Raw genomic sequence first — 22,057 nt, 5'->3', positions numbered from 1 at the left:
CCATGGCCGCGGAGGACAGCGTGAACGCGGCGACGAACCCGATCCTGGCGTCGATCCAGGAGCTCCTGGCCGGCCTCGACGACGAGACGTACCGCAACGTGGAGCTCAGCGTCCGCGACCACGCGGTCCACGGCCTGGGCGCGGAGATCAGCGTCGAGACCGAGCTGCACCTGATTCTGCTCTCAAAATACATGGCCGCGGCCGACGGGGTCAGCGGCGCCGAGGTCACGGGGCTCAAGCGATTGATGGATCGCCACGGCCTGCCCGAGGTGGCGCAGCGGCACCTGCTCGAGTTCGACGTGGCGACGGTCCGCCCCGAGCACGTGGCCGAAGTGGTGCAGCCCCACAGCTCGCTGGCGGTGTACATCCTGTCGGGCGGGACGCTGCTGGCCGCGCTCGACGGGCTGTCGGGGGCCGAGCGCTCGCGCGTGCGGGCGGTGGGCGAGCAGCTGGGGCTGTCGGCGGAGCTGATCGAGGTGGTGCTGGCGGAGGCGTGCCTGACCGCGGCGGCGCTGCTGAAGGGCGACGAGGCGACGATCCAGCTGATCCGCCCGCTGCGCCACGCGATCTACCGCCTGGTGTGATCGCGCGAGTCATGGCGCTCGAGGTCCTGCGGTGCGAGGTCGCGGCGGTCGGCGACGACCGTGCTGCATCGCGTGTTCGTCGGCTCGCTCGGGTGAACGAGGACTCAAAGGTGCTGTGATTCAGCGATGAACGCCGATTGTTACCTATAAACATGTCCGGAAAGACATGCATGTCGATGAGTCGATCAGAACAGGGTGTAGACGAACGGCGCCACGTAGGCGAGGCCGCCGGTGAGCCACAGCAGGACGCCGGCGAGCAGCAGGACGATGAGCAGGGGGGCGAGGACGAAGCGGGCTGGGTGGAGGAAGTGGAGGACGAGGCCGGCGATCGTGCGCAGGCGGGCGGCGAGGCGGCGCAGCAGGCCGGGGCGCGGCGGACGGGGCACGGGGGCGGTCATGCGTTCCTCTCGATCAGGAGGTCCTCGACGATGAGGGCGTCGACGCCGTGGCGCAACCAGAAGGCCAGGGCATCCTCGGCGCCGGCGACGATCGGCTCGCCGGCGCCGTTGAGCGAGGTGTTGAGGACGACTGCGTCGTGGCCCAGGGCGGTCAGCTCGGTCAGCACCGCGTGCAGCTCGGGGGCGCGCGCGGCCTCGACGGTCTGCAGGCGGGCGGTGCCGTCCCGGTGAGTGACCGCGCCGAGGCGCTCGCGCACGTCGTCGCGCACCCGCGCGGTGGTGGTCATGAACGGGGTCATGTGGTCGGGCCCGGCGGCGAAGAAATCACCTGTCCGTTCGAACAGGACGGCGGGGGCGAACGGGCGGAACGGCTCGCGCTCCTTGATCAGCCGGTTCATGCGCTCGCGGGTGGCGGGGTCGCGCGGGCAGGCGAGCAGGGAGCGCTGGCCGAGGGCGCGCGGGCCCCACTCGAAGCGGCCGCGGGCGTGGGCGACGATCTTGCCGGCGGCGACGAGGCGGGCGGCGTGGGCGGCGGGGTCGTCGACGCGGCGGACGGGCAGGCCGAGCTCGCCGGCGATGGCGTGGGCCCGGTCGACGTCGATCGGCAGGCCGAGGGCGGCGCTGCGGAGCGGGCCGGGGCGGCGGTCGCCGCGGTCACGCGCGGCCAACAAGGCGGCCCCGAGCGCGCCGCCGGCGTCGCCCGCGGCCGGCTGGACGAACACGCGCGAGAAGCCGGCCTCGGCCTGCAGGCGAGCGTTGGCGAGGGCGTTGAGGGCGACGCCGCCGGCGAGGCACAGGTGATCGGCGCCGGTCAGGGCGCGGGCCTTGCGGGCGAGCGCGAGCAAGATGTCCTCGAGGACAGCCTGCAAGGTGGCGGCGACGTCGGCGTAGTGGCGGTCGTCTTCGCGCTCGAAGTCCCACGGGCGGCCGGGCGGGCGGCGCGGGCCGAGCAGGCGCTCGAGCGCGGGCCCGAAGCCGAGGTCGGCGTCGCTCATGTGGGCGAAGCAGGCGAGGTCGAGCTCGTAGGCGCCGTCGCCCGTGAGGCGGACGATCCGCGCGAACTGCTCGCGCAGGCGCGGCTGCCCCCACGCGGCCAGGCCCATGACCTTGTACTCGCCCTCGTTGACCGCGAAGCCGAGGTAGGCGGTGAGGCCGGCGTAGAGGAGGCCGAGCGAGTGGGGGAAGTCGACGCTGGCGAGCAGGCGCAGGTCGTCGCCGCGGCCGTCCCAGATCGTGGTGGCGTGGGCCTCGCCGACGCCGTCGACGACGAGGACCGCGGCGTGGTCGTAGGGCGAGACGAGCAGGGCGCTGGCGGCGTGGCTGCGGTGGTGGTCGAAGCGGACCACGCGGTCGCGGGCGACACCTAGCCCTTCGGACAGGTGGTCGAGGACCCAGATCTTGCTGCCGAGCTGGCCGGCGAGGGCGCGCGGGAAGGCCCGCCAGGTGCGCGGCAGGTGGCGCAGGAGGTGGACGAGGACGCGCTCGAGCTTGGCGAACGGCTCCTCGTAGAAGGCGACCGCGTCGAGATCGGCGGGCGAGAGGCCGGCGTGCTGCAAGCAGGCGAAGGCGGCCGTCAGCGGCAGGCCGGGGTCGTTCTTGATCCGCGACAGCCGCTCCTCCTGGATCGCCGCGACCACCTCGCCGTCGACCACCAGGGCGGCGGCGGCGTCGTGGTAGTGGGCGGAGATCCCGAGGACGCGGGCCATGGCGCGGTCACTTCGGCGCGGGCAAGGCCGCGTCTGCGGAGGCCTCGGCGCGCAGGCCGGGGCGGATCGGCCGGACCAGGCGCACGAGCAGGGCCAGCGGCGCGGCCAGGACGTAGAGCGCGAGGGTGAGGACGAGGTAGACCCGCTCGGCGACGAACCGGCCGGCGCGCAGCCAGCGGCGACCGAGCTCCCAGCGGGCGACGCGACGCAGGGCCCGGCGGGCCTCGACGTCACCGACGAGCTCGAACAGGAACTCGCGGGTGTAACGGCCGTGCCGCCGCTCGTCGACGAGGATGGTCTCGAAGAGGGCGGCGTCCTGATCGCGCGCCTGTCCCTTGAACCAGGTGACGTAGGCCTCGAACTGCCGCCGCGCCCGCTCCTCGCCGACGTGGACGAAGGCGAGGAAGTCGCGCTCGCCCAGCAGCTCGAACAGCCGCTCGGAGTCGGCCCGCAGCGGCGGGAGCACGAACGGCCGCGCGGCCTCGCCGGCCAGCCTGGCGGCCCGGCGGGCGAACATCTGCGCGTGGCGGGCCTCGTCGTCGGCGTGGCGCAGGTAGGCGGCTGCCCGCGCAGGCGAGGGCGTGCGCGCGGCCGCGAGCCGCAGGTCGAGCATGCTGCCCTGCTCGGCGAGGGCGAAGGCGTACAGCTTGCGCGCGCTGCGAGCCGGGCCGCGCCAGGCGAGCGGGCTGAGCAGCCGCGCGAGCGTGGCGGTGAGGTCGCGGCTCATGCCGACCGGCTCCCGGTGCGATGAGACATGAACGTCAGGGCATGTCCGTGAGGATATGTCTCGAGGGACATGGCATTCATGGGCCGCGATCGCGCTGCGGAGAGCGTGGGCTCGGCGGCCGGCGTCAGGCGAGGAGGCGATGTCTCGAAGGGCATCGGGAGCAGGGGCACGCGAGCTCGCGTCGCCGCCCCTTCCCCGGACCCCCCGGGAGGCGCGGTCTTCGCTTCGCGGAGTGTCCGCGCCCGGACGCCGCCCGCAGCGCTCACAGGCACACGCCTCCGCTCTGCCAGGGCATGCAGCGGCCGCCGGCCTCGCACGGGTGGGCCTCGTCGCAGGGGGTCCGGCAGTGGTTGCTGGCGAATGCGTGCACTTGTCCTTCGGGACATGTCGGCGGGAACAGGGGGTCGTTCTGGGCGCAGGCCAGGCGGGCCGCGCAGTCCTTGTCCTCGGGGTACTTGAGGGTGCAGGCGGCGATCAGCGACGGGTCGCCCCACAGGTCGCTGCAGACCTCCTTGCAGTCGTAGGCGTAGGGCTCGTAGTCGCCGACCAGCTTGCCGTCCTGGGCGCACAGCTGCTCCTTGCGGGCCTGCTTGTGGCAGGCGCACAGGCCGGCGATCGCGGCCTCGGCGGCGGCGTCGGCCGGCGGCATCGTCGGCTCGGCTTTGACGAACTCGCCGACGAACTTCGGCTTGCCGTCATCGCCGGCGGGCCAGCGGATCTGCAGATCCTGGACCTCCTTCTTCCAGTGGAAGCGGGCGGTCAGCGGCTCGCCGACGGTCAGCGGCGTGACCAGCGACAGGCCGTCCGCAGTGCGCATCGCCATCGTCGCCGGGGTCGCGCCCTCGCGGACCACCACCCCGCCGAAGCCCTCGGTCGCGGTGCGGCGGCGGCACTGCACTCGCAACCACTCGCGCTCGATCTGGGTCGAGCAGCCGAGCGCCGTCGAGCCGGTCACCTTGACCTCCGGCGCCGACGCCCACTCCGCGGCCGTCGGCACGAACGAGCGGCCAGGGGGCAGGCCGGGCTGCGGGGCCTGCAGCGGGGTCGGCAGCGGCGTCTTGAGGCGATCGGCGAGGGCGACCGCGAAGGCGGCGTGGCCCTTGGCGGTCATGTGAATGTCGTGGTCGAGGAACGCGCCGGGCTGGGCCGAGCGCAGGGCCGCGGTCACGTCGACGGCGCGCAGGCCGAGCGCCTCGGCGTCGGCGACCAGGTCGTCGAGCAGGATCAGCGAGTCCTGCATGTCGGGCGCGTCGCGGACGTCGTACTTGGCCCATTCGCCGGGGTCGACCTGCACGTCGATCGGCAGGGCGACCACCACCAGCTCGGCGCCGTACTCGTCGCACATCGCCTTGAACTGCTGCAGGTACTCGTGGAAGCGCGACGGCGGCCGGTCCTTTTGCGGCACGCCGGCGGCGATCTCCTTGCGCAGGCGCTGCTGCTCGGCGACGAGGTCGGCCTCGGCCTTGACGAGGTCCTTGAGCTCGGTCTTGCCGGCCTTCTCCTCTTTCTTCAGCTGGGCGGCGAGGTGGTCGTTGCGCAGCTTGGCGGCCTGGCGGATGAGGCCGGCGGTGACCTGGATCGACCGGCTCGACTCGCCGTAGTCCTCGCGGACGATGTCGCCGGGCTTGCCGCGGGCGACCTCGAGCTGGAAGTTGCCGAGCTGCTCGCTCTCACTGGTCGAGGCGAGCTTGCGGTCGATGGTCACGCGCTGGTCGGCGATCTGCTTGTCGACCGCGTCGAGGCGGGTGCGCGAGCTGGTGAGCGCGGCGACGGCGGTCTGGTGCTCGGCGTCGGCGGCGGCGCGGGCGTTGCGGCTGGCGAGCACGAGGTCGTCGAGGCCGCCCTCGGAGGGGGTGCCGACGTCGACGGGGCTGCCGAGCTCGGAGTCCTCGGGGATCTTCACGCTCCCGCGCTCGTGCAGCCAGCGGCGCAGGGTGTAGAACGCGTGCGACTTCGAGAACAGCCACCTGCGGCCCGGGAACTGCGTGACCTGTGTCGGGGCAGTCTCGCTGCGGACCGCCCAGCCGTCCCACACCGCGTGGCGCTCGCGGTTGGGCCGATCGATCTCGAACGGGTCGTTCACGAAGTTGAGGACCACCACCACCGTCTTCGCCTGGCGCTCCGCGAGCAGCTCGCGCGCGACCGCGAGGTACTCCATCGGCCCGTAGGTCGGCACGCCGCCGTTGACCACCGGGCGACCCGAGAGCTGGGCCAGCTGGGCCGAGAAGGTGCGGTCGTCGTCGACGCCGAGGCCGAACACCTGCGAGTCGCCGACCACGATCACCTCGTCGCCGCCGGGCGCCGGCCACTCGTCGCCGCGGTAGCCGCGGCTGTTGACGTGGATCGTCGTCGACGGGTTGGGCTTGAGCTGGAACTCCATCGTCGCGCCCGGCTCGAGGCGGACGCCGAGCTCGGGGTCGGCGACGTAGAAGTTGACGTGGGGGAAGGCGCCGCCGTCTCGCACCGAGAAGGCGACCTCGGTCAGCGCGGCGCCGAGGCCGAGGCCGAACAGCAGCTGGGCGGTGATCGACAGCGCCCGGAGCCCGCGGCGGCGCGGCGGAAGGCTGGGGGGTTCGGCAGGCTTGACCATCGACGCCTCGCTCGGTCGCCGACCTACGGCCGACCACGATGAGGGTATTCCGGATCGCAGGGGAACGGGTACTCACCCGCAAAAAGCGCGGAAACGGCCGCCCTGCGCGCGCTGGCGCCCGAACGGGGCGCGCGAGCAGGCGGGTCGCCGCGGCTCGGCCCGCTGGGCGCGCCCGCGGGCGCTCTCGATGTCTCAGTGGACATGTTCTTAAAAACATGTGCATTTGAACATGTCGCATCGGGCATGTCGGAAGATCCGCAGGTGAGGGCGCGGAGATGGGATCAGGTGCGACACGGAGGCGCGACGGCGTGATGAATGAATCGCGGCGGCGGACCCGCGGCTGCGAGAGGGATCGCAAGCTCGTCGGGCGGCTCGCGGCCGAATCGTCACGTGGCCGGGTCGGGGTGACGTGCTAACCCTCGCGGCATGCAGCGTTCTTGGCATGTACATAGAAGTCTCATGGCCCTCGCGCTCGGCGGGGCGTTGATGGTCGGTTGCAGCGACGACGGCAACGCGACCGAGGGGGCGACGACGGGCGGGTCGACGACGGGTGGGTCGACGGCGAACGAGCCGACGACGGGGGGATCCACGACGGGGGGATCCACGGAGCCGACGACGACCGGCGGGGACACGACCGAAGCGACGACCGGGTCGGAGATCGATCCGCGGGTGGCGGACTGCCTGCGGATCAACGCCTGCGAGGCCGACGGGGGCACGCCGATGGGCCTGCAGGCCTGTCTGGCGCACCCGCTGGACGTGCCGTGGACGTGGGCGTCGACGGGGACGATGCTGATGTCGATCAAGGCGATGGAGTGCAAGCTGGCGGCGCCCGACTGCGAGACGGTGCGGGCCTGCACGCCGTCGCTCGCGCCGCACGCGGATGCCTGCAAGGAGAAGCCGGGCGAGGGGCTGTGCGCGGGCGATCAGTGGGTCGCCTGCGACTTCGAGGGGCAGCCGATCGCGGCGATGGACTGCGCGGCGGCGGGGCTGAAGTGCGGGGCCGACATCTGGGCCGGCTGCGGGCTCGAGACGTGCGAGTACGGGGTGACGGAGTCGAAGTGCGACCCGAACGAGCCGGACGTGCTGATCGAGTGCAACCCCGACGGGTTCCTCGCGCGCGTCGACTGCCGCACGCAGAACAACTTCGTGTTCATCAACGGCAAGGACGGCGAGAAGCGGTTCACGATCGCCGGCGAGACCTGCGGCTTCGACCCGATGCGCAACGCGAACGCCTGCGTCGGCACCGGCGAGCCGTGCGACTTCTTCTCGCAGCAGTGCAACGGCGACGTGCTCGAGACGTGCGCCGGGGGCAAGCTGGGCCACCGGGACTGCTCCGCCGTCGAGCCGCTCGGCCAGGGCTGCGGCTACCTGCAGGCGGGGCCGTTCGCGGGCGGGGCGTCGTGCGGGCTGGTGAATACGCAGTGCGGGCTCGATGCGCCCGAGAGCTGCGAGGGGGCGACGATCTCGTTCTGCGACTGGGACCAGCCGGGGACGATCGACTGCGTGGCCGCCGGCTACTCCGGCTGCGCGACCACGGACTACGCCGGCCGCACGGTGGCCTACTGCACGCCGTGACCGAGGTCCCGCGAGGACCCGGTCCTCGCGGGTGGCCCGGGGCCCGGGGTAGTCGGGCCGCAGGGCCGCGCCGGCGGCCTCGGCCCGGCCCGGCCCTGGCGGGCGATGCCGGGGAGCGGTGCGGCTGTCAGATGTCTCTCGGGACAGGTACGGGGCAGGTCGACGCAAAGGCTCCAGGAGGGCCTCGGACGGCCCCGAGGGCCCGCGGCGACGCTTGCGGGGGGCGGAGGCGCTTGGTAGAAGCGCCGCCGATGTCCCCCGCGCTCCTGTCTCGTCCCCTCGTCGGTCTGGTCTCGTCCCTGTGCTTGCTCGTCGGCTGCGGCGAGGGCAAGGACCCGCTCGACACGATCGGCCACATCACCGCCTCGGCCGGCCCGACCAGCAACGGCAACCCGAGCGGCAACCCGAGCGGCGGCGACCCGAGCGGCGACCCCTCGACCGACTCGACCGACGGCGGCACCGAGAGCGCGAGCGCGACCGAGACCGGCGGGCCGACGGAGGCGACCACCAACAGCGGCGGCGAGCACGGCGACTGTCCGCAGTACATCCTGTGCGTCGTGGCGATCAACCCCGACTCGCAGGCCGAGGTCGAGATGGCCTACGGGCCCGAGGGCACCTGCTGGACGACGCCGGAGCTGACGCAGGAGTGCCTCAGCGCCTGCTCCTCGGGGCTCGCCAATTTCGGGGCGCTGTTCCCCGACGTGCCGGAGTGCGGCGGCAGCGGCTCGACGTCGACCACGGACGTCAGCACCACCGGGCCGCTGACTACCACCGATTGGCCGGGTACCTCCGATCCGGGCACGACCTTCGGCACGACCGAGCCGGAGACCACCGGCGGCGAGTACGGCAACTGCGGCTGGGACGCGGGCAACGCGTACTACGGCTGCGGCGGCGTGGGCCCCGACCCGGACGGCGTCAACCCGATCGACTGCCCGCCCGACGTGGCCGTCGGCGACCCGTGCAGCCCCGACACGCCGGTCAACGGCATCGGCTGCTGCATGCCGAACGGCGACAACTACTACTGCGGCAACGACAACATGGTCTACATGGACGCGTGCGGCTGACCGTTCGGACAGGTAGGAAGCGCCTCGCGCGGCCGAGCCCGCGCGCGGCGGCGCAGGGCTCGGTGTTTGGGGAAGGTTCGAACGGACAGGTGCGAAGGGCCATGTCCGTTCGAGCATGTCGGATGGGATAGGCGCGAGGCGCGGCATCGCGCCGGCCGCGGGCGCGGTGCTTCGGACAGGGCCGAAGGGTCAGGCGGCCAGGCCGGCGGCGGCGCGCAGGCGGCCGGCGAACAGCTCGGCCATGCGGGCGGCGTGGTCGGGGCCGGGCCAGCCGAGCTCGCGCGGGGTGGCCGCGGCGGCGCGACGCGAGCTGACCGGTAGATCGGCCAGCGCGCGGGCCTGCAGCTCGGCCAGGGCGGTCTGCTGCGCGGAGGTCAGCTGGTCCCACAGCCAGGCGTGGAGGTCCCACGCGAGCTGGCCGTGGCGCAGCTCGTCGGCGGCCAGGCGCGAGAACAGGGCGCGCAGCTCGAGCGAGCGGGCGTGGCCGGCCTGGTGGGCGGCGACGATGGCGGCGAACGCCTCGGACACGCAGCCCTCGACGGCGTTGTGACAGGCGACCGCGAACAGGTCGTCGGCGGGCGGATCGGCGCGGGCGGGCGGGACCTCGGCGCCGTCGCGGCGGGCGAGCGCCTCGAGGGCGTCGGCGTGGCGGACCTCGTCGGCGGCGGCTTCGCGGCAGCGGGCGACCAGCGAGGCGGGGGCGCCGCGGACGGCCAGCCACTCTGCCAGCTCGCGGAACGCGGTCACTGCGGCGCGCTCGAGGTGGGCGTGGACGGCGAACCAGGCGGGCCGCGACTGAACGACGATATCGGCCTCGTGGTGGCCCTGCGGGCGACGGCCGGTGCAGAACTGGTGCGGCGTGAAGGTGGCGGTGCAGGTGACGGTGAGCTCCTCGACGCCCTCGGCCCAGGGGTGGTCGGGATCGTCCGCGGGCCCGATCACCTCGCACGTCACGATCTCGTCGAGCTCCTCGTCGGCGACGACCCGGCAGGCGGCCTCACAGCGCTCCGCGTCGGTGTTGCCGTCCTTGCGCGCGTTCGCGAGGTCCGGGCCCTTCACGACGCCCTGGAAGGCGCCGGTCTCGGGGTCGTTGTCGGGGCATTTGGAGCCGATGCCGCAGCCGGCCGCTTCGAGGGCGAGCACGGCGGTGGCGATGGCGCTGAGGCGGACATGAGGACGACGCGATATCAACATGACGAACCTATCATCCGAGATCGTAGCCGAAACCAAGCCGCAAGGCTGCGGCGGTCCACTACTTGAGCCGGACGGTCGCGCTCGTCAAGCGCGCGGCGCCTGTAATCCGCCTTACGCGCGCATTCCTGGAGCCTCGTGGCCGCTCTGGGCCACGTACTCGCTGTAACCCCCGCCGTACACCCGGGGCTCCCCGGCCCCGAGCTCGAGCACCCGGTTGGACAGGGCGGCGAGGAAGCGGCGGTCGTGCGAGACGAACACGATCGTGCCCTCGAAGTCCGACAGCGCGCCGACGAGCATGTCCTTGGTCGCCATGTCGAGGTGGTTGGTCGGCTCGTCGAGGACCAGCAGGTTCGGCGGGTCGTAGAGCATGCGCGCCAGCACCACGCGGGCCTTCTCGCCGCCCGAGAGGATCCGGACCGGCTTGTCGGCGTCCTCGCCCGAGAACCCGAAGGCGCCCGCCAGCGCCTTGAGCTGGCCGATCGAGGCCAGCGGGAACGCGGCCATCAGCGAGTCGATGACCGTACCTGTCGCTTCGAGCAGGTCCATGGCGTGCTGGGCGAAGTAGCCGAGCTTGACCGCGGCGCCGATCGTGACGTCGCCGCGATCGGGCTGGGTCTGGCCGGCGATCAGCTTGAGCAGGGTCGACTTGCCGGCCCCGTTCTCGCCCATGATGCACCACCGCTCCTTGCGGCGGATCATCAGGTCGAAGCCGGAATAGATGACCTTCTTGCCGTAGGCCTTGTGGATCCCGCTGATCTTGACGACGTCGTTGCCGCTGCGCGGGGCGACGCGGAAGTCGAACGACAGGACCTTGCGCCGCCGCGGCGGCTCGACCTTCTCGATCTTGTCGAGCTTCTTGACCCGCGACTGCACCTGCGCGGCCCGCCCGGCCTGGGCCTTGAACCGCTCGATGAAGCGGATCTCCTTGGCCAGCATGGCCTGCTGGCGCTCGTACTGGGCCTGCTGCTGGGCCTCGCCGAGGGCCCGCTGCTGCTCGTAGAAGTCGAAGTTGCCGCCGTAGGTGGAGAGCTCGCCGCCGTCGATCTCGAGGATCTTGGTGACGATCCGGTTGAGGAACTCGCGGTCGTGGCTGGTCATCACCACCGCGCCCTGGAAGTCCTTCAAGTAACCCTCGAGCCACAGGATCGACTCGAGGTCGAGGTGGTTGGTCGGCTCGTCGAGCAGCAGCACGTCGGGGCGCATGAGCAAGATCCGCGCGAGCGCGACCCGCATCTTCCACCCGCCCGAGAGCTTGCCGACGTCGCCGTCCATCAGGTCCTGGTCGAAGCCGAGGCCGGCGAGGATCTCGCGCGCGCGGGCGTCGAGGCCGTAGCCGCCGAGCTCCTCGAAGCGGCCCTGGACCTCGCCGAAGCGGGTGACGAGGGCGTCGAGCTCGTCCATGCGCGCGGGGTCGGCGAGCGCCAGCTCGAGCGCGGCCAGCTCGGCGGCCACCGCCGCGACCGGGCCGGCGCCGTCCATGGTCTCGGCGACGACGCTGCGGCCCGACATCTCGCCGACGTCCTGGCTGAAGTAGCCGAGCGAGATGCTCTTCTCGACCCGCACCTGGCCCTCGTCCGGGCTCTCGGTCTGCATGATCATGCGGAAGATGGTGGTCTTGCCGGCCCCGTTGGGCCCGACCAGGCCGACCTTCTCGCCGCGGAAGACGGTGGCAGAGGCCTCGACGAACAGCAGCTGCTTGCCGTGCTGCTTGGAGATGGCGTCGATGTGGATCACGGGCGCGGAGACTACCCGAGCCGCGGCGCCGGGGCCTCGCGCGGGCCGTGCGGAGGTGCACGGCGTGATCGCCGCGGCGCGGGACGGTGGCCGCGTCGGGGCGCCCGTCCGGGCGTGTGCGGGGAGTCGCGGGGCGGCCGTCCGCGGCCCGGATGGCCCTGGAGGACCCATGTGATGATTCTGCCGGTCGCCGGCGGATCGAGCCGCGAATGTCCTTCGGGACATATGATTCGCCGGCGCGACCTGGCTCTCGGGCCAGGCGGTTCAGCGCTCGCGCTGGACCTCGAAGCGGGCGACGACGCGGGCGAGCTCGTCGCGCAGGCACTCGATGCACTCGAAGCGCATGAAGCCGACGCGGCAGTCGCCCGGCGGGGTGGCGGCGATCCGCTGCAGGCCGGGCAGGGCCCGCAGGTCGCCGGCGTCGCGGATCTTGTCGAGGATGGGACGCTTGTCCTCGCAGTCGGTGACCTGCTCGAACCAGGCGAGGTTGCGCAGGTACTCCGGAATGGTCGGCTTGTCCTCGGGGGGCGCGAGGGCGATCGCAGTGCCTGCCCGCTCGCGGGCGCGGGCGTCGTCGCTGGTCAGCAGGGTGCGCGCGTGCTCGACGTAGAGCTCCGGGACCTCGGACAGCTGCTCCTCGATCGCGCCGCGACCGCGCGGAGGCGCAGGGTCGGCCGCGGTCGTCGCGGTCGACTTCTCGGCGGTCGTGGCGGCTTCGCCGACGGAGCTGTCCTCTCGGCCAGCCACGCGGACTGCGACGAAGCCGGTGATCACGACCAGCACGAGGCCGATCAGCCCGCCGAGCCAGACGACCCGCGGGATGGCGCTGGCGCTGCCGGCCGGCATCGGACCCGTGACTGCGCGGTTCGAGGCGGTGGTCGCTCGATCGGCCTGGCCAGCACCGGACGCGGCGGCGGGTCGGACGGCGCTCGCGGCGGCAGGCCCGGAGGTCGAGGCGCCGGCGGCGAGGGCTGAATGCTTTGCGCTGGCCCCGGCGTCGCTGGCAGGGTGCTTCGCGGCGGGAGCGGTCTCGCGGCCAGGGTCGGGCGAGTGATTGGCCTGCGGACCGGCGCCGGAGGTCGAGGGAAGGGCGCTCGCAGCGACGGTGCCGGCGCTCGCAGCAATGGGGCCCGGTGCCACCACCGAGAGGCGCGCGAACGGGACCGCGGCCACGACCTCGGCGACGGAGGGAGTCGCGGCGGCGGCCGGGCCGGGACGCGCGACGACGGGACTCGCAGGACGAGCCGGAGCGGCGACGGAGCTGGCGGCGGGAGCAGTGGGTGCCGCGACGGCAGGCGCTGCGGGAGCAGGAGCGACGACGGCGGCGCTCGCGACGGGAGCAGTGGGAGCCGCGACGGCGGGCGCTGCGGGAGCTGGAGCGACGGCGGCGGAACCGGAGCCGGTCGTCGCGAGCATGAGGTTGACCTCGGCGCTGAGGGCCAGCTTGCGCAATTCGTCGCGCACTGCGGCGGCCGTCGCGGGTCGCTCCTCCGGTTTGCGCGCGAGCAGGTGATCGACGAGCGTGGCCAGCGGCGACGGAATCTCCCGGCGCGTGGCGTGGGGCAGGTGCGGGGCCGGCCTGGACAGCTGGGCGGCGAACAGGTCGGTGAGCGACTCGGCGTCCCACAGGTAGCGGCCGGTGCACGCCTCCCACAGGATGACGCCGAGCGCGTAGAGGTCGACGCGGACGTCGACCTTCTCGCCGACGGCCTGCTCGGGCGCCATGTACCCGGGCGTGCCGACGACCGCGCCCATGCGGGTGATCGGCTGGCCGATGTCGGCGATCGTGCCGATGCCCTCGCCGCCCGAGACGCGGGCGATGCCGAAGTCGAGGACGCGGGCGTGAAACTCGTCGCCCTCGCGCGGCTCGAGCAGGATGTTGTCGGGCTTGAGGTCGCGATGAATGATGCCGAGGCCGTGCGCGGCGGCGAGGGCGTCGGCGACCTGCGCCCCGAGCTTGCACGCCTGCTGCCACGTCAGCGGGCCCTGCTCGAGCCGCTTCGTCAGGCTGTGGCCGCGCACCAGCTGAATCACCAGGTAGGCGCCGCCCTCGGGCAAGTGGCCGTAGTCGATCGCGCTGACGACGTGCGGATGATCGAGCCGCGCGGTCGCCAGGGCCTCGCGGGTGAACCGCGCCTCGGCCTGGCTGTTGGCGGCGAACTCGGCCCTGATCGTCTTGATCGCGACGTGCTTGTGCAGCTTGAGGTGCTCGGCGACGTACACCGCACCCATGCCGCCCTCGCCGAGCAGCTCGACGATCCGGTAGCGACCGTCGATGATCCGACCGATCCACCGGACCGGCCGGTCCTCCCGCGGCGGCAGGGTGTCTGGGTGCGTCTTCGAGATGCTCCGACACTACACCGGGCGCGGTCGCGATTGGCGGCGGTCTGCAGGCGCGTCTGTGCGGGGAATTGCGGTGAATCCGGGCCGCTCCGGCAAAGATGCTCGACCGCGAGCAGAAGGGCGGCGATCCGCATGCAGACCGACGCGAGCGGCGCTCGGGACATGACCGGTGTTTCCGGTATGGACGCGGGGCCATCGGCGACGGCGCGCCGGTCGCGTCGCCGCCGGCGCAGCGGTGCTAAGGTGGGCGAGCCACGCGCGACATGCCCGCCGGTTCGGAGCGCCCTCGCCTTCTGCTGCTCGCGCTCGTGCTGGTCGCCTGCAGCCGACCGGCGAGGCCCGAGGCGTCGCTCGCGGCCGCATCGCACGCGCCGCAGGTGGACTCGCGCGAGCTGCTGCGTGCGCCCGCGGCGGAGCCTGCGACGAGCCGGAGCTTTCACGCGAGCGAGGTCCTGTTCGTCGATGTCGCCGGCGGTCCGCTGCGCACGCCCCGGGGGATCTGGCGCCCCGGGACCGGGGCCGACGCGCTGTTCACCGAGACGCTCGCGCTCGTCGACGAGCAGTCGTATTGGGTCCAGCCGGAGCTCGGCGCGGCGCTGCTGCGGATCTCGCGAGACCTCGATCGCCGGTGGATCCGCGACGGCTTCGCTTGCCGCGGTTGGTTGCTCGGCGAGCGCGACGACTCGCTGTGGTGCGCCGAGCTTCATGACGATCGCATCGACGTCACGGTCCTCGACAAGAGCGGCTTCGGTGAGCCGGGGCCGGCGGCGACGTTGCCGTGGCCGGAGTCGCTCGGCTCGTCGCTGCACCCGCGCCTCGACAATCAGGGGCCGGTGCTCGTGGGCGATCGCGTGGTGCTGCCCGCGCCGTCGGGTTTCGTCAGCGCGGAGCTCGAGGGCGACGGAGTCGTCGAGGTCATCGAGCTCGGCCATCGTCCCGATTGTGTCGTCGCTGGCGGCCAGCGCCTGGCCTGGCGCGCTCGCCCCGACGGCGCGCTGTACTCGGGCGAGCTGCCGCTGGCTGCGATCCGCCGTGAATACGCGGGCGAGGGCCTGCTCGGCTGCCCGGCCTGGGCCGGCGATTCGCTGCTGTTCCGGGTGCAGGGCGAGGCCCTCGAGCTGTTGCGCTCGACCGCGGACGGCCGGCTCTTCTCGCTCGCCGCGGTGCCCCCCGCGCTCGACGTGCTGGTCGGCGACTCGGAGCGAGCCTTCTGGCTGGTCCGTGGTCGCGGGCTGTGGTGGATCGACGCGACGAGCCACGGCCCGGTGGAATCGCCGGACATCGCGGCCTACGCGGTGACGGCCGACGACGGGCTGCTGCTGTGGCGAACCGTCGAGGACGGGGCCCGCTCGATCGTCGTCGGGGACGTGTTCGGCGCCCGCCGTTGACCCCGAGCGTCGGTTCGGGGCCACGGAGTCATTGCGATGACTTCGACGACGACGAAAAAAAATGCGCGGAGCTCGGGCCGGAGTGATTTCCCGCGAGGCCGAGCCGGGGGAACGCCGAGGGGGGCATCGATTCCTGCCGCGTCCGCTGCTCGTCGTGGTTGCGGGGACGGGCGAGCTCTCGTAGCTTCACGGCATGCTGAGGCGTCGCGCGCTGCTCGAGGTCGCCGCCGGGCTGGCGGTGGTCGGCTGTCGCAAAGGACAGGTCGAGCCCGCAAGCGGGGGAGCCTCGCCGGCGCCCGCGACGCCCGAGGCGGCGCCGAAGACCGACGCGACGCCCACGCCGCCAGCTTCTATGGGAGAGACGACCATGTTGACGCGCGCTCATCCTCGCACGCACGAGGCCCTGCCGGTGATCGGCATGGGCACCTGGCAGACCTTCGACGTCGGGCGCGACGCGGGCGAGCGGGCGCCGCTGCGCGAGGTGCTGGCGCAGCACGCGGCCGCGGGCGGGCGGGTGATCGACAGCTCGCCGATGTACGGCCGGGCGGAGGAGGTCGCGGGCGACCTGGTCGCAGAGACAGGTGCTCCGGCGAGCCCGTTCTGGGCGACGAAGGTGTGGACGCGCGGCCGGGCGGAGGGCGAGGCGCAGATCGATCGGTCGATGCGGCTGTTGCGGACGGACCGGCTCGACCTGCTGCAGGTCCACAACCTGCTCGACTTCGACGTCCACATCGCCACGCTCCGGCGCCTGCGCGACGCGGGGCGGGTGCGCTACCTCGGGGTGACGCACTACACCCACACGGGCATGGGCGAGCTCGAGCGGGTGCTCCGACGCGAGCCGCTCGACTTCGTGCAGCTGCCGTACTCGGCGGCCACGCGCGCGGCGGAGCAGCGCCTGCTGCCGACGGCGGCCGAGCTGGGGGTGGCGGTGCTGGTGATGCGCCCGTTCGACGGCGGGGCGCTGTTCGAGCGCGTGCGAGGCACGCCGCTGCCGGGATGGGCCGCCGACCTCGAGTGCACCAGCTTCGGCCAGCTCTTTTTGAAATTCATCCTCGGGCACCCGGCCGTGCACTGTCCGCTGCCGGCGACCAGCTCGGCGAAGCACATGGCCGACAACGTGCGCGCCGGCTTCGGTCGCCTGCCGGACGCGGCGGAGCGGGAGAAGATCGCCGCGCTGGTGGCGGGGTGAGGGGGTCTACCTCGCAGCTACCGCTTCGTCAGCAACACCTCGGAGCCGGGGCCCCGGCTCGAGCGCGACTGGGACGCGAGCACAAGGTGTTCCAGGCGGTGATCCGCAGCGAGGGCGTGGGCACGACGAAGGGCACGTAGGCGTTGCTCGCCGACACCGAGCTGCTGCAGCCGTTCGCGGCCGGGCGCTGCAAGGACGAGGGCCACAGCTGCCGAGCGGCGATCAGGCGAAGTTCCACGCGCGCGGCAGCTCGGCGTCGCAGGCGGCGCACACGAACCATTCGTCCTTGACGAGGTTGATCTGGGCGCAGGCCGGGCAGCGGCGGAACACGAAGGCGCGGGTGAAAGACCTGGGGGCGTCGATCCCGGCGGCCGCGAGCGCGCGACCCACCGCCGGCCAGCAGTCGGGGTCGGGGCAATAGCCGGTCGACTGATTGCTGACCTCGCGGACGACGAATCGGCGATCGGCGGCGCGGGCGAAGCGGATCTCCCCGGCCGCGAGGACGGAGCAGCCTCCCGCGCAGTCGATGTGCTCGGAGCGGCGCGCGGCCAGCCGCAGCCGGCCCTCGAGGTCGACGACGTAGGTGGCGCCCTCGGCCTCGGCCTCCGGGTGGGCGAGGAGCCAGCGCTCGAGGTCGGCGGTGCCGGCGATCGTCGCCCCGGGCTCACCGCGCGGGCGCTCGCCGACCTCCGGCGGGCCGACGTAGGCGTAGCGAATCAGCGGTGTGTCGGCGGACATGACGGAGCGGCCGCAGGCCGGGGCGATTCATGGGACATGCCTAAAAATACATGACCTTTGAGACATCTTGAAAAAGTATCATGTCGAGGGGTCGCGGGCGCTGAACACGCGGACGCGCGCATCGGCGGGCAGCTCGGCGAGGGGATCGTCGTCCTCGATGGCGGCGCCGTCGGGCCCGAGGGCGCGGACGATCCGGGTGCGGAACAGGCCGCTGGCGAGGCCGAGCAGGGTGGCGAGGTGGCGCTTTTTCAGAAAAACTCGCTCGCGGCGGTCGCCCCATTGCAGCTCGAGCGGGAGCTCGGGGTAGTGCGAGGCGGCCAGCTTGCCGGTCAGCTCGAAGCGGGCGCCGCGGTCGGCGAGGGCGAGGGCCAGGCGGGCGATGTTGTGGCAGTCGTCGATGCCGCGGTGATGGGTGCCCTCCAGGTCGAGGCCGAGGGCCTGCAGCATGGCCGGCATGCCGGTGGTCTTGGCCTTCTTCATGGCGTCGAGGAAGACCTTTTTGATGTTGATCCACCGGCGATAGGCGCGCGGCAGGGCGTCGATCGGGATGCCGGAGGCGGCGCACTGGACCGGCAGCATGGTCTGCAGGTCCCAGTCGCCGCAGGTGACGAAGGCGAAGCGCTCGCGGCCCTGGCTGTCGAAGAGGTCATGTCCCTCGAGCCAGGCGCGATGGGCGGCCAGGACGTCGGCGAACACCGGGGCGGCGTCGACGTCCTCCTGGCGGATGGTGGTGAGCTCGGTGCAGAAGGCGCTGAGCGCGGGGTGGTGGACCGGGCGGACGAAGGTGCCGAAGCTGTCGAGGACCGCGCGGTCCCGCAGGGACACGAGCACCGACGGGAACTCGATCACCTCCTGCGGGCTCGGCGGGACGCCCGGCTGACAGGTCGCTTCGAAGTCGAGGACGACGACGCGGTCGAACGCGGCGGACATGGCGGGGCGGCGATGGTGGCACAGGTCGCGCGCGGCGGCGAGGGAGGACGGCGGGCGTCCACCTTGTGGCCGTCGAGGACGTCGCCGGGGCGGGCACGGAGGCCGCGTCTTCGAGAGCGCCCGGGCGTGGGTCTCGCCCACGCTCGTCGGCGAGAGCATCCCACCGGGGGCCTGCCTCGCGGCCGGCCTCGCGGCCGAGCAGCGACTCCTGTGGTTGACCCTCGCGGGCCTGCTGCCGAACGAGGATACGTGGCTGCGCGAAGACACGGGGGAGAGCTCGTAAGTCGAGAGGGGCCGCGGTGGGCGACATGTCCGCAAGGACATGCGCGCAGGTGGGCTCACAGCATGTATTCGTCGGTCATCAGGCAGAACATCGGGTCGCCGGGTTGGCCGATCACGGGCAGCAGGCGGCACTCGTAGCCCTCGCGCGGGCAGTCGCTGGCGTCGGTGCATTCGACGGCGCAGGCCTCGAAGTAGCCGGAGGCGCCGATGCACATCGCGTCGGGGGCGCAGGAGGGGTTGCCGGGGTCGTAGGCGGTCATGGCGGGGAGGGTGCACTCCTTGGTGCAATAGCCGCCGGGCAAGGCATAGGCCCCGAGGACGTCGGTGAGGCACACGCCCTTGTCGCCGAGGATCGCGGCGCACTCGTCGTCGGATTCACAGGCGTGGCCCCATTCGCCCATCAGGCCCGGGTCCGGCTCGCCCGTGGTGCCGGTGGTGGTGGTCTCGCTCGTGGTGGTCGTGGTCGCGGGCTCGCCGGTGGTCGCGGGCTCGCCCGTGGTGGTGTCGACTGCGCCGGTGGTGGTGGTCGTGGTGTCGACCGTGGTGGTGCCAATGCTGGTACCCGGGCCGGTCGGCTCGACGGGCTCGGTGGTGCCGGGGCCGGTGCCGGTGCCGGTCGTGGAGGTGTCGGCGGTGGTGCCCGGGGTGTAGACGGGCGGGCAGCCGGTCAGCACGATTGCGAGCAGGGACAGGCGGCGCCGCGAGCAGGTGAGAGGCGACATGGCCCTTGGTTTTACCGCGCGGCGCGGCCGGGTCACAACCAGCCTCGGGGCCGGTTCAGGCGGGGCCGGGCTGGTCGCGGGGCGCGTTCGAGGTGTCGGGCGGGGGCGGCATGCGACCGGCTGCGCGCAGGCTGCTGACCTTCTTGAGGACGTCGAACCAGAACGGGGCGCCGAGCGAGGCGGCGAGGCCGGTGAGCAGCAGGCCGAGGACCTTGTTGACCCACCACCACACGCCCGGCTGGGGCGGGTTGTCCTCCCAGCCGACAGGGATGCCCAATTGATTGATGGTACTGATGTCGGTCTGCAATTGCCGCAGCGCGCCGGCGGTGGCGGAGGGCGCGGTCTCGGCGGGAGGGGTGGGCAGGGCCTTGTTCGGGTCCTCGGCGGGCGGCGTGGCGGCCTGGGTGAGGCGCGCGGACGGGTCCTCCTGCTTGACGGCCTCGGTCGCCTGGGCGATGAGCGAGGCGCGGAGGACGGGGTCGTTGGCCAGGGAGCGGGTGATCCGGATGGCGTCGAGGTTGAGGGCGGCGACGAAGAAGATGGCCAGGAGGCTGCTCCACAGCTGGGCGCGCCGGCGGTAGACCTCGCTGACGCGGCCCATGCCGGCGTTGAACCAGGCCTCGACGTCGCGCTGCAGCCGGCCGAGCTTGTCGACGCCGGCGCGCGCGTCGACCTCGACGTGATTGACGAATGTGAGCAGGGTGTCGGTGACGCGATTGCCGAGCTCGCCGCGCTTCGTCTCGATCTGCGCCCGCATCTCGGCGATGTTGCCGGCGACGAGCTGGCCGGTGCCGTCGGCCGGACGCAAGGCGATGTCGAGGAGCGCCATGGCGAACATCCGTGGCGGGATGTACGAGGGAGCCTTGCTGTCGCCGCCGGTGGCAGCGTCGCCGTGGAGACCCCGCAGCAGCGGGTGCTGATACAGGGCGCGGGTGATGTCGGGCTGGCTGGCCTGCCCGGCGCCGTCCTCCTTGCCGACGAGCAGCCGCAGACCCGCCGCGAGGTCCTTGGCGCGCCACTTGAACAGCGAGGCCAGCAGCTCGTTGCCCGCGGTGATGGCCAGGCTGGTGGCGAGGAACACGAAGATCAGTCCGATGGCGATGTCGAGGACGACAGAGTCGAACACGGCGGCCTCCTGCAGGCGCTTTCAAGGTGCCAGGAAGGCCCGGGCGATGGAAGCTCGCGCCCGCGGGCGCGGACGCGCGAGGCGGAACGGTGTGCATATTGAATGGTCCGGGCGGATTCGCACGAGGCGGCGAAATCGCTGGATGCAGCGCGAGAGCGGGCGCGCGGGCCCAGCGTACGTGTTCGCGTCGCGGCGGCGGCCGATGGAGGCGCCACATGCCTCCGGCATCAGCTGCCACGAGGCCACGCGCTTCGTCGCGTTCCAGCTCGCCGCAGAGTTTCCTGGAGTGCGTGAAGGCGCGTGACGGGCACGGCCTCGACGGGGTCAGCCAGTGGGACTGGAGGGATGGGTTTTCTCAGCGGTCGTGGCGCGCTCGCGCCAGCGCACGGTGGACCGGACGGGCGCTTGCGATCCGCACGTCCCTCGCGCATCGTCGTCGCATGCGGCGCGGGTTCGTCGTCCCTCTCCTGGCGCTCGCGTGCGCGCCGCGCCCCGTGCCCGATGGAGCGACCGAGGCTTCGACCTCCACGAGCGGGGGCTCGCCGACGGCCTCCACGAGCACGGACTCACCGACGACCACCGGGATCGCGGACGGGCCGGAGCGGCTCTTCGGCGAGTATCACGACGCCAGTCACGCCGTCGGCGAGGAGCAAGAGGGGCCCTTCTCCGGCGTCAGCAACCTCGAGATCCGGCCCGACGGCACGCTGACGCTGTGGGTTCACAGCTGCGAGGGCGAACCGAAGCCGTGGAACCACACCTGGGAGCCGGTCGGTGACGGCGCGGAGATCCGCGTCGTTTCGGACGACCCCACGTTCGAGTGGGGGTACGGGACGGCCAAATCGATCACGATCCGCGCCGACGGCGACGATGTCATCGTCACGTTCGAGTACCCGGATGAGGATGTCGGTCTCCGCGAGACCCGCTATGCGCCACGAAAGCTGTGCGCGGTCGGCAAGAACTGCTGCATCGAGCTGTTCTGGTGCGACGCGTTACCGCCGCCCGTCGACGACCCGGTGTGCTCTCCGCCCGACCCCGCCGCGCTGGACTTCTGGCTCAGCTCCGTGCTGGTCGATGAATTCTCGGTGTCGTGGGAGTGTACGATCACTGTCGTCACCCCGACCGACGGCGGCGCCGCGCTGACCCTGGCCTGCCTCGACGGCGACGTCGTGGTCGAGCCGGCGCCCGTGCTCACGTTCGCGGCGCACCCGGCCCCCGACCTCGCGGCGCTCGGCGTCGGCGCCGTCGTCACCCTCGAATACACGCAGTTCGGGTGGGCGGACTCGCAGCGGATGTTCCGCCTGTCGACGGGCACGACGCTGCTCGCCGGCGCCGTCTCGGGCGACTGGGAGATCGAGCCATTCGCGCCGTTCGGGCTCGAGGACGGAGCGCTCACCTGCGAACCCGAGTGCGGGTTCTGTTCCATGGTCGAGCATCAGAGCGCGCGCATCACCCTCGACGGGCTCAGCGCGGATATTCCCGCCCGCACCCACGCCCAGCTCGGCGCCTACGATGTCTGGGTCGCCGCCCATTACTCGGCGGTGTCCGCGGTCGAATGCTCCGACACCTCCGGCGGCTACACCCTGATCGGCGTCGTGCGGCGATGACCGCGGAGGTGCGCCGGCCGCCGAGCGACAGGCCGCCGTGGATCGGAGTCGACGCGCTCGGCGGACCGCCCGCGCGACAGCGCGTGCTCGGCGAGCTGCGGCTCCGAGCCGAGCGCCTCGTAGAAGTACTCCCGTGCGTGTGTCCTCATGGACATGCCCTCAA

Annotated in this window: 17 protein-coding genes; 6 read left to right on the top strand and 11 right to left on the bottom strand. The window is 72.5% G+C overall.

The features are described from left to right. The first annotated feature begins 2 nt into the window (after positions 1–2). Positions 3–584 carry a hypothetical protein gene (locus O0S08_RS41070; protein WP_269034971.1) on the top strand — a complete coding sequence of 194 codons (582 nt, stop codon included), beginning with the start codon at positions 3–5 and terminating at the stop codon, positions 582–584. Between the two features lie 185 nt (positions 585–769). Here O0S08_RS41070 and O0S08_RS41065 read toward each other — a convergent pair whose 3' ends face one another. The 4 genes from O0S08_RS41065 to O0S08_RS41050 form a co-directional block, all read right to left on the bottom strand. Beyond that, on the bottom strand, positions 770–982 hold the full coding sequence (locus O0S08_RS41065; RefSeq protein WP_269034970.1) for a DUF5989 family protein: 213 nt from the start codon (positions 980–982) through the stop codon (positions 770–772). Then, on the bottom strand, positions 979–2,688 hold the full coding sequence (locus tag O0S08_RS41060; RefSeq protein ID WP_269034969.1) for a carbamoyltransferase family protein: 1,710 nt from the start codon (positions 2,686–2,688) through the stop codon (positions 979–981). Before O0S08_RS41060 ends, O0S08_RS41065 begins: the two co-directional genes overlap by 4 nt. 7 nt (positions 2,689–2,695) lie before the next feature. Then, positions 2,696–3,415, bottom strand: a complete 720-nt coding sequence (locus O0S08_RS41055) for a ferritin-like domain-containing protein (RefSeq protein WP_269034968.1) — start codon at positions 3,413–3,415, stop codon at positions 2,696–2,698. A 262-nt stretch (positions 3,416–3,677) separates the two neighbouring features. After that, complete coding sequence (locus tag O0S08_RS41050) at positions 3,678–6,005, bottom strand: alginate O-acetyltransferase AlgX-related protein (protein WP_269034967.1); 2,328 nt, start codon at positions 6,003–6,005, stop codon at positions 3,678–3,680. A 459-nt stretch (positions 6,006–6,464) separates the two neighbouring features. Between O0S08_RS41050 and O0S08_RS41045 the strand changes: the two genes are divergently transcribed. Next, positions 6,465–7,580 (top strand): hypothetical protein, encoded by a 1,116-nt coding sequence (locus tag O0S08_RS41045; protein ID WP_269034966.1) that lies wholly within the window; start codon positions 6,465–6,467, stop codon positions 7,578–7,580. 251 nt (positions 7,581–7,831) lie between these two features. Next, positions 7,832–8,644, top strand: a complete 813-nt coding sequence (locus O0S08_RS41040) for a hypothetical protein (protein WP_269034965.1) — start codon at positions 7,832–7,834, stop codon at positions 8,642–8,644. A gap of 189 nt (positions 8,645–8,833) precedes the next feature. On the opposite strand, the gene O0S08_RS41035 is transcribed toward O0S08_RS41040, so the two are convergent. The 3 genes from O0S08_RS41035 to O0S08_RS41025 all read right to left on the bottom strand — a co-directional run bounded on the left by O0S08_RS41035 (position 8,834) and on the right by O0S08_RS41025 (position 13,831). Next, positions 8,834–9,838: a ferritin-like domain-containing protein gene (locus O0S08_RS41035; RefSeq protein WP_269034964.1), complete on the bottom strand. Its 1,005-nt coding sequence runs from the start codon at positions 9,836–9,838 to the stop codon at positions 8,834–8,836. 111 nt (positions 9,839–9,949) lie between these two features. Then, positions 9,950–11,572: an ABC-F family ATP-binding cassette domain-containing protein gene (locus O0S08_RS41030; RefSeq protein ID WP_269034963.1), complete on the bottom strand. Its 1,623-nt coding sequence runs from the start codon at positions 11,570–11,572 to the stop codon at positions 9,950–9,952. Between the two features lie 264 nt (positions 11,573–11,836). Beyond that, positions 11,837–13,831, bottom strand: coding sequence for a serine/threonine-protein kinase (locus O0S08_RS41025; RefSeq protein ID WP_269041901.1), 1,995 nt, complete (start codon positions 13,829–13,831; stop codon positions 11,837–11,839). Positions 13,832–14,178: 347 nt separating this feature from the next. Between O0S08_RS41025 and O0S08_RS41020 the strand changes: the two genes are divergently transcribed. Together O0S08_RS41020 and O0S08_RS41015 are read left to right on the top strand one after the other, a co-directional pair. Further along, a complete protein-coding gene (locus O0S08_RS41020) occupies positions 14,179–15,303 on the top strand; it encodes a hypothetical protein (protein ID WP_269034962.1) in 1,125 nt (374 codons plus the stop codon). Between the two features lie 193 nt (positions 15,304–15,496). Then, complete coding sequence (locus O0S08_RS41015; RefSeq protein WP_269034961.1) at positions 15,497–16,492, top strand: aldo/keto reductase; 996 nt, start codon at positions 15,497–15,499, stop codon at positions 16,490–16,492. A 222-nt stretch (positions 16,493–16,714) separates the two neighbouring features. Here the strand turns inward: O0S08_RS41015 and O0S08_RS41010 are convergent, their stop codons facing one another. The 4 genes from O0S08_RS41010 to O0S08_RS40995 form a co-directional block, all read right to left on the bottom strand. Then, positions 16,715–17,230 (bottom strand): hypothetical protein, encoded by a 516-nt coding sequence (locus O0S08_RS41010; RefSeq protein WP_269034960.1) that lies wholly within the window; start codon positions 17,228–17,230, stop codon positions 16,715–16,717. A gap of 78 nt (positions 17,231–17,308) precedes the next feature. Beyond that, on the bottom strand, positions 17,309–18,160 hold the full coding sequence (locus tag O0S08_RS41005; protein ID WP_269034959.1) for a 3'-5' exonuclease: 852 nt from the start codon (positions 18,158–18,160) through the stop codon (positions 17,309–17,311). A 338-nt stretch (positions 18,161–18,498) separates the two neighbouring features. Beyond that, positions 18,499–19,164, bottom strand: coding sequence for a hypothetical protein (locus tag O0S08_RS41000; protein ID WP_269034958.1), 666 nt, complete (start codon positions 19,162–19,164; stop codon positions 18,499–18,501). Between the two features lie 55 nt (positions 19,165–19,219). Then, entirely contained in the window at positions 19,220–20,290 is a 1,071-nt protein-coding gene (locus O0S08_RS40995; protein ID WP_269034957.1) for a hypothetical protein, read from the bottom strand. A gap of 440 nt (positions 20,291–20,730) precedes the next feature. Here O0S08_RS40995 and O0S08_RS40990 point away from each other — a divergent pair, with 440 nt between their 5' ends. After that, entirely contained in the window at positions 20,731–21,894 is a 1,164-nt protein-coding gene (locus O0S08_RS40990; protein WP_269034956.1) for a hypothetical protein, read from the top strand. The last annotated feature ends 163 nt before the right edge of the window (positions 21,895–22,057 follow it).

This window comes from Nannocystis punicea, assembly GCF_026965555.1.
GTDB classification, from domain to species: domain Bacteria; phylum Myxococcota_A; class Polyangia; order Nannocystales; family Nannocystaceae; genus Nannocystis; species Nannocystis punicea.
This window is presented reverse-complemented; position numbering and strand designations above follow the sequence as displayed.

Excerpts from the sequence above, each read along its gene's own strand:
- O0S08_RS41070 (WP_269034971.1), top strand. The coding sequence starts at position 3 with ATGGCCGCGGAGGACAGCGTGAACGCGGCGACGAACCCGATCCTGGCG.
- O0S08_RS41065 (WP_269034970.1), bottom strand. The coding sequence starts at position 982 with ATGACCGCCCCCGTGCCCCGTCCGCCGCGCCCCGGCCTGCTGCGCCGC.
- O0S08_RS41060 (WP_269034969.1), bottom strand. The coding sequence starts at position 2,688 with ATGGCCCGCGTCCTCGGGATCTCCGCCCACTACCACGACGCCGCCGCC.
- O0S08_RS41055 (WP_269034968.1), bottom strand. The coding sequence starts at position 3,415 with ATGAGCCGCGACCTCACCGCCACGCTCGCGCGGCTGCTCAGCCCGCTC.
- O0S08_RS41050 (WP_269034967.1), bottom strand. The coding sequence starts at position 6,005 with ATGGTCAAGCCTGCCGAACCCCCCAGCCTTCCGCCGCGCCGCCGCGGG.
- O0S08_RS41045 (WP_269034966.1), top strand. The coding sequence starts at position 6,465 with ATGGCCCTCGCGCTCGGCGGGGCGTTGATGGTCGGTTGCAGCGACGAC.
- O0S08_RS41040 (WP_269034965.1), top strand. The coding sequence starts at position 7,832 with ATGTCCCCCGCGCTCCTGTCTCGTCCCCTCGTCGGTCTGGTCTCGTCC.
- O0S08_RS41035 (WP_269034964.1), bottom strand. The coding sequence starts at position 9,838 with ATGTTGATATCGCGTCGTCCTCATGTCCGCCTCAGCGCCATCGCCACC.
- O0S08_RS41020 (WP_269034962.1), top strand. The coding sequence starts at position 14,179 with ATGCCCGCCGGTTCGGAGCGCCCTCGCCTTCTGCTGCTCGCGCTCGTG.
- O0S08_RS41015 (WP_269034961.1), top strand. The coding sequence starts at position 15,497 with ATGCTGAGGCGTCGCGCGCTGCTCGAGGTCGCCGCCGGGCTGGCGGTG.
- O0S08_RS41010 (WP_269034960.1), bottom strand. The coding sequence starts at position 17,230 with ATGTCCGCCGACACACCGCTGATTCGCTACGCCTACGTCGGCCCGCCG.
- O0S08_RS41005 (WP_269034959.1), bottom strand. The coding sequence starts at position 18,160 with ATGTCCGCCGCGTTCGACCGCGTCGTCGTCCTCGACTTCGAAGCGACC.
- O0S08_RS41000 (WP_269034958.1), bottom strand. The coding sequence starts at position 19,164 with ATGTCGCCTCTCACCTGCTCGCGGCGCCGCCTGTCCCTGCTCGCAATC.
- O0S08_RS40990 (WP_269034956.1), top strand. The coding sequence starts at position 20,731 with ATGCGGCGCGGGTTCGTCGTCCCTCTCCTGGCGCTCGCGTGCGCGCCG.